Annotated in this window: 5 protein-coding genes; 2 read left to right on the top strand and 3 right to left on the bottom strand. The window is 50.5% G+C overall.

The genetic code is table 11. The annotated features are described in order from the left end of the window. Together AC23NW_RS08805 and AC23NW_RS08800 are read right to left on the bottom strand one after the other, a co-directional pair. On the bottom strand, positions 1-4,442 hold a 4,442-nt coding region (locus AC23NW_RS08805; RefSeq protein WP_487448917.1), incomplete at its 3' end, for an SdrD B-like domain-containing protein. 643 nt (positions 4,443-5,085) lie between these two features. After that, entirely contained in the window at positions 5,086-6,192 is a 1,107-nt protein-coding gene (locus AC23NW_RS08800; protein ID WP_487448915.1) for an LBF_2804 family protein, read from the bottom strand. Positions 6,193-6,349: 157 nt separating this feature from the next. Between AC23NW_RS08800 and AC23NW_RS08795 the strand changes: the two genes are divergently transcribed. Beyond that, complete coding sequence (locus tag AC23NW_RS08795; RefSeq protein WP_487448914.1) at positions 6,350-7,420, top strand: branched-chain amino acid aminotransferase; 1,071 nt, start codon at positions 6,350-6,352, stop codon at positions 7,418-7,420. 59 nt (positions 7,421-7,479) lie between these two features. Here the strand turns inward: AC23NW_RS08795 and AC23NW_RS08790 are convergent, their stop codons facing one another. Next, complete coding sequence (locus tag AC23NW_RS08790; protein WP_487448912.1) at positions 7,480-8,049, bottom strand: hypothetical protein; 570 nt, start codon at positions 8,047-8,049, stop codon at positions 7,480-7,482. Positions 8,050-8,221: 172 nt separating this feature from the next. Between AC23NW_RS08790 and AC23NW_RS08785 the strand changes: the two genes are divergently transcribed. Continuing rightward, positions 8,222-9,898: a M28 family metallopeptidase gene (locus AC23NW_RS08785; protein ID WP_487448910.1), complete on the top strand. Its 1,677-nt coding sequence runs from the start codon at positions 8,222-8,224 to the stop codon at positions 9,896-9,898. Positions 9,899-9,904: the final 6 nt, after the last annotated feature.

The raw sequence follows: 9,904 nt of genomic DNA, 5'->3' as shown, positions 1-9,904 counted from the left end.
TGCGGCATCACCGTGGCCGTGCCTACCGCAGTAGTGGTTGAGCCTGTCTGCGTGGTGCAGGTTGCCGTATAGTTTGTCGTCTGTGTCAGGTTCGGCGTAATCAGACTATTGCCCGTGGTGTTGTTCGACCACGTCACCGTACCGTTGGTACAGCCTGTGGCTGTCAGCGTCGCGCTGCTGCCGTAGCACACCGTCGCCGAAATCACCACTAAACTCGCCGCCGGCTGGGTATTGACCGTCACCGACGCCGTAGTCAGACAGCCCGGGCCCGTCGTACACGTCGCTGAATAGGTCTGGCTTGGGTTAGTCGGCGTCACGCTGATCGTACTGCCGTTCTGGCCTGTTGACCAGGTCACACTGCCCACACAGCCAACCGCCGAGATGCTCACCGGCGTACCTACCGTCACATTCGTGGAACTGGCCGCAAGACTCAGTACCGGCTGCGGCATCACCGTCGCCGTGCCGACTGCCGTGGTAGTTGAACCCGTCTGGGTCGTACACGTCGCTGTATAATTGGTCGTCTGCGTCAGATTCGGCGTGATCAGGCTGCCCCCCGTCGTGCCGTTCGACCACGTTACCGTACCGTTGGCACAGCCTGAGGCCGTCAGGGTCGCACTGCTGCCGTAGCACACCGTCGCCGAGACCACCACTAGGCTCGCCGCCGGCTGCGTATTGACCGTAATTGAAGCAGTTGTCAGACAGCCCGGACCCGTCGTACACGTCGCCGAGTAGGTATTAGTTGCATTGGCCGGGGTCACGCTGATGGTTGAGCCATTACCGCCCGTTGACCAGGTTACCGTGCCCGTACAGCCGATAGCCGACAAGCTCACAGGGGTATTGACCGTCACAAACGTCGAACTCGCTTGCAGACTCAGAACAGGCTGCGGCATCACCGTCACCGTGCCGACTGCTACAGTAGTTGATGTCTGGGTGGTACACGTAGCGGTATAATTGGTCGTTTGGGTCAGGTTAGGCGTGATCAGGCTGTTGCCCGTCGTGTTGTTCGACCACGTTACCGTACCGTTGGCACAGCCTGAGGCCGTCAGGGTCGCACTGCTGCCGTAGCATACGGTGGCAGAGGTGACAGCAATTGTAGCTGCGACGGTACAACTGGCCGGTGCATTATAAGTCGCCGTGGCTGTCCCGCAACCTGGTAAAGTTACTGTTACGGTGTGCGAGCCGGTACCCGATGTCAGGCCGGATAGCGAGTAGGCAATAGCTGTAGAACTAGCTGTTACAGCGACAGTAGTTGATTTAGTACCGTCTGAAATGGTAGCCGTTCCCGCAGAAGCATTTGTCAATGAAACGATACCACTCACACTATATTGATTCGTAGTGCTATTACATACTCCGGCAGAAACGGTTAGTACAGGCGTGACACAACAGGATGCTCCTGCACTCAGATTAATGAGAACATCACCGGTATTTACGGTGAATGCATTCGCCACGTTATATGGGTTCTTAACCATGCTAAGATTGAGCCAGAAACCGAGACCGTAAACAGCCTGATAGGTTTGGGCAGCAGTTCCGATCTCAATGTCATGATCGCTACCCAGATAACTGATCTCGGCACCTGTATAATCACCAATACCAATAATTTTCACGTTGTTGGTACCTGTATAATAGTACCAGTCAGGTTGTGGCCCTGTTTTTCCGGTACAGTTTTGATCAGGGTCTAACGTTGGCTTTGTTGGTGTTGCACTTTTACCGGTGAATGTTGCGGAAAAGTGCCAGCCCCTCGGGGTACTTGCGCCATCTTCGATCACATACAAATCCAGCGATGCGGTACCATCATTATATTCTACGAACCGAGGAGAAGTCCCCGGAGCAATGATATTATACTTGTTGTTCGCGTTCAGGAATAGCGATACGGGGTTGCTTGAGCTTCCACAATTAAGCATATCTGAGATAACACTTAATTTACTAACGGTGCCATTAGAGCAGTCAGTAATCTGACAAACGTTAGCAGGGATAGTAATGCTTCTGTCAGTAAAGCACGTTCCGTCACTTCCGAATATGCGAACGGTATATACCTGAGCGGTATAACTATTCGGTAAATCACTTATTGCCAGACTACTTCCCGACAATGCAGATGCACTGGAGAATGTGACCCCGCTATAGGATGTACCGGTCGATATACCATACTTACTTCCATTGGTGATACCACTCAGGGTAATAGTTCCATTGTTATTGGCAAGTGTACCCGTACAGGTTGGCGTGGTCATTGTAATCTGTGAGACTGTCGGTAACGTACAGCTTACTGAGCAACTGGCCGGTGCATTATACGCCGCTGTCGTTGTTCCGCAGCCTGGCAGGCTTACGATTACGGTATGCGAGCCTGACCCTGAGACAAGGCCTGTCAATGAAAAAGAAACAGAAGTTGTTGAATTCGTGACCGCTATCGTTGTTGATTTGGTATTGTCAGAAACTGTAATCGTTCCGGCTACGGTATTCGTCAGTGTAATTGTTCCGGACGCGGTATAAGCATTTGTTACAGGATTACATGTTCCGGCAACAGCAGTTGCACTTAGTGCACATATTGCATCACCATAACCAACATCAAATGTATGATTATTGGCTCCGAAACCAGCAGTAGAAAAAGAAACCACCCCGCTGGACGGAGCATCTGAATCGATATTATCGGTAGCAGCATTTGCCGTAACCAGTGCTTTCCCTCCGTTAGCCGTTACAGGAAACTTCAGCTGATATTGAGTATTGCTGGTCAGGTTGGTCAGACTGTAAATGGCACTTGTTGTTGACGTACCTGGGCCGGAAGAGAAATAATAGTTACCATTATTATCTGTCACCGCAGTAGCAATGGGGCTTCCACCCTGAGTACAGAGTGTTACTGACACGCCGGCAATACCGGTTTCGCCGGCATCCTGGATACCATCGCTATCCGTATCTGCCCAAACACGGTTACCGATTTCAATAGGAGGATTATCACACATCAACTCAATATCTCCTAACCCGTTGGCTTTACCGAACAACGATACATCGTAACTATACGGGAAAATTTCGTAGGCACGCTTGCTGAGTCCTGTCGTATTACTTAGCCAGAACGTTCCCCCTGACCAGGCATCAATCGGGTCAGATACATGAACAGCGACCTCTCCTTTTCCCGGAAACAAGGCGCTCCCGCCTTGTATGTTTTCTTCGTGATAATTAAACGAACCTCCTGACAACGATTTATCGCCCGAGTAAAATTCACCGCCTCCCGGACCTTCATTGTTATTTACACCTGATGCAGTAATGCCACCTGTAGCTGCATTGTTCTCAAGTACATAAACCCCATTGGTAAGAGCAGCCCGTAGCATATCGCCACCAACAACACTACTGTAAAGTTTAGTATCCGCGATATCGGTGCCGTAGTTCAATGTTCCGGTCTGGTGTCCCAACCGGTCATTGAAGGTCATGATCAATTCCTCGTTTACGTCAAATTCCAGATCAACAAGCATTGGTTGCGGATAAACAGGATTATTCTGTCCGCTGAAGTTCATTCCCATCATCGGATAGAAATTATCCTTCCATGGGTTCCACTTTGTGCCGGTTTTTGTCGTACCATCATTGAATGCGGCTCCTTTGGAATAATTCAACGGGAAGGTTAGCATGCTGGTAAAGACACCTCCGCTTAAGCGATATACCGTAGCCTGCAAATCTGTAACAGCCTGCGAACTCAACGCATCACATATAGCTCCAACGTATAGCGAACCGCGATGGAATTTTAAGCCAAACGGGCGGCTATTCCCGCCACTACATGCATTCGGGACCGTTACTCCGGATCCTACCAGCGATTTAGTGGCAATATCAATCGTATAAACTTTCTGATTGTAGAGGTTTACAACATATAAATATTTATTATCATCGGAGATGTCAATGTCGCCCAAACCTACTTTCCCTACCAGAGGATAAACAGCGGCATCATAGGACTGGTCGGTTTTATTATTCGGCAAGCCCCGCGCGGTAATCGTCGGCATTTGTGATAAACCGACATCAACACCCAGCGTTGCTAAATCAAGCCAGAGGGCAGGCGAACCGGTAGGTGTCATGGTATAAATAGCTCCGAGATCTTCCTTGCCGTCTCCATCGTTATCTTTTAAAGCAACATGCCGTTTCAGAAATGCAGCTGCATAAATCTGTTTTGCAGTCCGGTCATATGCCATCCCCCAAACGGCTCCGATCTGTGCCGCAACAGCCAGATATGAGTTATTCGTAGCTTCGGTCTGCCCCGATACAGAATACAGGTACTTCACCATTGCATCTGTTTTTGCTGTACTGGCTGAAGGACGACCGTTAACGTAGCAGGGGGTCACTAAGTATGGATTCGCCTGACAATAATCTGCCGGATAATTAACCGACAGATTTTGCGTTGCACTAGCCGGAAAAGCAACCATGGTTCCGCCAACAGCGCCGTTTGAGGCGTAAGTATACCCATCAGGCATAATAAACTCAAGGCGGATTTGCCCTAGAGTTCCCCCTGTCACACTATATCCACCGGTACTATTCGTGGCTGTCCCACTACCGGTATAAGTTACATTCAGAGTTGTCCCGTCTGGCTTTGTAGCTATTACATGGATGCCTGCCATGCCTACCTCTGTCAAAGAAGTAGTGTTATCTTTAACACCATTGTTATTAAAGTCTTTGAAAACGGTGCCGGTTACCTGCGCATGTAGAGTCAGCGGCAAAGAGAGTAAAAGCACAAGTAGTCCCTTCCAAATAAAGAAGCGCTCTATACGGTTAAGGGTTTTAGCCTTGCATAATGTAAAATTAGCCAGCATAAAATAAGCAAGTTTGTCTCATATGACAACCAACAAATACTATGCCATAAACAACATATGCTTAACTAAGCCATAAATATTACATACAAATATACATATATGTTATATATATATACAACAGAACGTCAATCATTAAATAGTAGCTTTTAGCAAATTAATCTATCACCCTTAACAAATTTCACACCATATAATTACATATGCCACATATAACTGTGTCTTTTACTATTAGCGCTAGAGTGTCAGCGGTTTCGCCGTCTGACCACAGCGCATAACAATCAGTAAAAATCATACACGGAACACTATATTGTTACACCCACAAACCATTTCCTTGTCTATATTGCTGAAGTATGTCGCTGATCTGCGACGAAGAATGTGAGAGCAAGCCCTTATCGGCCAACTGGTGTAGTTTTTCACGATCAGCGCCTGAAAGATCACCATCGATAACAAACCCGAAGATAGCCAGCCGTTCCAATCCGCAGCGCACGTCTTTAGGCAGCAAGGCCATTTCCTGAAGCAACGAGTGATTAGTTCCGGTTTTTTCCAGTTTAAAACGATTCAGAATGGTTTCAGTCAGCAGCAGGTTTGCATAGCTGCGCTGATGAGTCAGTGTTTCGCTGAAGGCAAGTACCTCAACCACTAACCGGCGGAAGTCGGTATGCTGTGCCCACTGCATGTAGAGTTCATCAACAAACTCCCGGATCGTCAGCGGAGCCATGACCCGTACTTTGGTTTCGTGAATAATCCGTCGCGAAGCCCGGCTCAGCCAATACGCCATAATAACAATCCCCAGCATAAACACCGTTTGTTGCTGAAGAGCAGTCGGCACCGCTAAACGCACAACTACATACGTCACGGCCACACACAAAAATGCCCAGACAGCATTTACGGCAATATAGAGGTGCATACCCCAGCGCGGAATGTTCAGGTATGGTTTCAGGCCAAACCGGAAAAAGCCGGCAGCCCCCTGCGAACGGGTTGTGGCCTCTAATGTCCGTAAGTGCTGTTCATACTGCGCATCATAAGCGCGCGGAAACATGCACGTATCCATTATCTTGCGGACAGCCCAGCTGTTGACGCCTGCCACAAGCTGTATTGTTACATAAGTCAGCAGAATAGCATATAAAACCGATACCATGGGCAGACTTACCGTAGTATTCAGGACAGTAAACGCCACAGTGCCGAAAAACGAAGGGAATGCCTGATGCGGCATGTACCAGCCCAGCATACAGCATAAACTGAACAGGGACGCCATCACCGTAGTCTGGATTGTTACCAGCCGTATAAGCCGGCTTTCGGTATCATTCAGCACATACGGTTCATCTGCCGGATGGGCAACTTCCAGCAACTGGCGCAGATAGCGCACAGACGCATGATCAAAGGGATCGGTGGTATTATCAGGTGGAAAACCAGACATAATTCATTAGCATAACGTACCCTACCTAACTAGCAAAAAGACCATTTGGTTAAAAGTTTGGTATAGTTTTGGTTTTTATCCTGAATAATCTTGTTATCCAGGTACTTTTCTTACCTTTGCCCTTATCACTTATAAAAGTGACAAAACAACTATTAGCATGACAACGGACTTATTGCAGATCGAGTTGCGGAAGGCCGAACGCTCCCGCATTCAGGAGGTTGACTTCAACAACCTGCCCTTCGGCAAGCACTTCTCAGACCACATGTTTGTGGCGGATTTTGTCGATGGCCAATGGCAGAATCAACAAATCGTTCCATTCGATAATTTCACCCTTAGCCCTGCCCTATCGTCGCTACACTACGGCCAGGCCATTTTTGAAGGCATGAAAGCGTTCAAAAACGAAGCCGGCGAGGTGCTAATGTTCCGTCCGCTGGATAACTTCAAACGGATGAACGAGTCGGCGCACCGTATGTGCATGGCTACGCTTCCGGAAGAGGTGTTTATGGGCGGCCTTGAAGCGCTGCTACGCGTTGACGCCGATTGGGTGCCGTCGACACCCGGCAGCTCGCTGTACATTCGTCCGTACATGTTTGCAACCGACACCTATCTGGGTGTGGCTCCGTCAAAAACGTACCGGTTCTGCATTTTCACCTGTCCAGTCGGTCAGTACTACAGCAATCCGCCGAAGCTGAAAGTTGAAACGGAATATATCCGGTCGGCACCGGGCGGTACCGGTTTTGCGAAATGCGCCGGCAACTACGCCGGTTCGCTCTACCCGACGTTGCTTGCTCAGCAGCAGGGCTACGACCAGCTGATCTGGACCGACGCCGTTGAGCACAAATACATCGAGGAGTCAGGTACGATGAACATCATGTTTATCATCGACGGTAAACTTGTGACCCCATCGCTTTCTGATTCAATTCTGCGCGGTATTACCCGGGATACGCTGATCAATATCGCCAAAACGATGGGCATCGAGGTAGAAGAGCGGAAGGTATCGATTGCGGAAGTGGTAGAAGGCATTGACAACGGCCGTCTGACCGAAGCGTTTGGCGCGGGTACTGCGGTTGTGGTATCGCCTTACTCGCTGATCGGCTTTAACGGTAAAGACTATATGCTGCCGGAGCATGCTCCGTCGGATTCAATTGCCCTGAAACTTAAGGAGCAGCTGGATGCCATCCGGACCGGCAAGATAGAAGACTCATTCGGCTGGGTGTACAAAGTATAATCCGGCTTTATACAGTATAAAAAAAGCGCAGCCTTAACGGGTCTGCGCTTTTTCGTTTTTCAGGCGGTGGTCTTTGGTTTCGGAGTATCGCCGATTTTGATTTTCAACCCGAAATCCTTGCCCTGCGACACGTCTTTGAGCCTTACTTTTTCCTGCTTCGGGGTCGTCCAGACCGTCATCCCCTCTTCGGTTACGGGTTTGCCATACCGCGCCGTAAAATAGGCGGTCAGGTCTTCATTGTATGCCTTAACCGATTGCGCGGTATTCAGGTAAAGGTCTACCACAATACCCGTTACCAGCGGCTGCCCTTTGTAGTAATACAGCACATCCATTGATTCCAGATTCGGAAACTCAACCGAATAACCGATGTGATCAGGTGCGGTTTCAAACGGCTCTGTTTTCTCGGCAGCTTTTGCCCGGGCCAGCGAGTCGCCCAGGGAAATACCCCGCCAGTGACCTTCGGCTGTTACCCCCAGGCTGTCGAGCCGTCCGGAAATGGTTACCTCCTCCGCCGGTGCGGCAGCCGTTGAATCGGTAGTTTGTGTAGCTTCTTTTTTGGATTGGCAGCTCATAAAGGCACTGCTTCCCGCAAACAGGGCCAGTCCAAGGCAAAGTAGGTATCGTTTCATCCGTTTACATCAATTTTGTGCAAAAGTAGCATGTTTTCAGCGGCCGGCCGGGATATAAAGGATAGTTTATGGCTGGGGTTGCGCAAAATCGTCCGGCAGTTTCATGTAAAATCGCGGCTTATGGGCTATTTTCGTCTTTGTATTACGGCTCATTTTGCTTAACTGACCCTACATGTTTTCATTGAAACCTGCTCATCAACAGCTGAGTGCCTTGCTGGCAGCAGCCCTCTTAACCGTTACAACATCCCTGCGTGCGCAGGATATTACCATTCCGGCCGAGGCCAAAGCCGCCGCCGCCGCCGTACGTCCGGAAGCCATCCGTGCCCACATGACCTTTATCGCTGACGATGTGATGGAAGGCCGTAAACCGGGCACCCGTGGCTATACCCTGATTGCAAACTATGTTAAGGCTCAGTTCGAAGCGTTAGGCCTGAAACCGGCCGGCGAAAATAATACCTACCTGCAAAAAGTCCCTCTGCGGCAGTGGCAGGTTGATGAACAGAAAAGCAACCTCCAGATACAGACGAAAGCCGGCGAACGGACCCTCGTTTACGGCAAAAACTTTATTCTGAGTCCGAATTTTAACCAGCCGTCGGCCGACGTTTCGGCACCGGTTGTTTTTGTTGGTTTCGGCGTATCAGCGCCCGAACTAGGCTACGACGACTACAAAGGCATCGACGTAAAAGGTAAGATTGTGGCTTACTTCAACGGAGCGCCAACCTCTTTCCCGTCGAATCAGCGGGCATATTATTCATCGTCGAAGCCAGAAAACGCCGCCGCACACGGCGCCGTGGGGGTAATTACCTTCAGCCTGCCGAGCGATGTCCGCGCCCGTGTTGAATCGGCCGCCCCGCGTGCGCGTCAGGGTGTGTTTAAATGGATGGACAATCAGGGCAATCCGCAGCGGACCTTTCCGCAACTGATCGGCAGCGCTTCGTTCAGTGATTCGACCGCCCGCTCACTGTTTACCGGCACCGCGAAAAACTTTGAAGAAGCCGTTGCCATCGCCCACCGCAATACGCCGCAAGCCTTCCCGCTCAACGCCACGGTACGGATGCATACCGAAACGCTGAGTCCGCAGACAATCATGGGCTATAACGTAATCGGGCTGTTACCCGGCAGCGATCCGGTGCTCAAGGATGAATATGTAGTGTATGTCTGTCACCTCGACCACCTGGGTATCGGCCGGCCGGTCAAGGGCGATTCGATCTATAACGGGGCGCACGATAACGCCTCAGGCATTGCCATTAACCTTGAAGCCGCACGGCTGTTTACGCTGCTGCCGAAAGCCCCGAAGCGGTCAATTCTGTTTGTGGGCGTAACGGGCGAGGAAATGGGCCTGCTCGGGTCAGACTATTTCGCCAGTAACCCGACCGTTCCGAAAGAGAAAATGGTAGCCAACCTGACGCTCGACATGCCCTTCTTTTTCCACCCGCTGCTCGATATTGTGCCCTATGGCGCACAGCATTCCAGTCTGAATAACGAAGTAACGGCGGCCGCTAAATACCTGGGCATTACCGTTTCGCCCGATCCGATGCCTGAGCAGGTAGTCTTCATGCGCAGCGACCACTTTAGTTTTGTCCGGCAGGGCATTCCGGCGCTGTTCGTGAAAAGCGGTTCGCAGACCGGCAATCCGCAACTGGATGGCCTGAAACTGAATCTCGACTGGCGGGCTACGATTTATCACTCGCCGCAGGATGACATGAATCAGCCGTTTGATTTTTCGGCCGCCGCCCGTCACGTGCAGCTCCAGTTCCTGACCGGCTATCTGACCAGTCAGTCGCCGACCCGTCCGACCTGGAACAAAGACGACTTTTTCGGCAATAAGTTCGGTACGCCACGGCAGTAGTTCCTG

The sequence above is a fragment of the Arsenicibacter sp. R0_47 genome (genome assembly GCF_057652235.1).
This window is presented reverse-complemented; position numbering and strand designations above follow the sequence as displayed.

Bases quoted from the DNA above. Each gene is read 5' to 3' on its own strand.
- AC23NW_RS08800 (WP_487448915.1), bottom strand. From the start codon at position 6,192: ATGTCTGGTTTTCCACCTGATAATACCACCGATCCCTTTGATCATGCG.
- AC23NW_RS08795 (WP_487448914.1), top strand. From the start codon at position 6,350: ATGACAACGGACTTATTGCAGATCGAGTTGCGGAAGGCCGAACGCTCC.
- AC23NW_RS08790 (WP_487448912.1), bottom strand. From the start codon at position 8,049: ATGAAACGATACCTACTTTGCCTTGGACTGGCCCTGTTTGCGGGAAGC.
- AC23NW_RS08785 (WP_487448910.1), top strand. From the start codon at position 8,222: ATGTTTTCATTGAAACCTGCTCATCAACAGCTGAGTGCCTTGCTGGCA.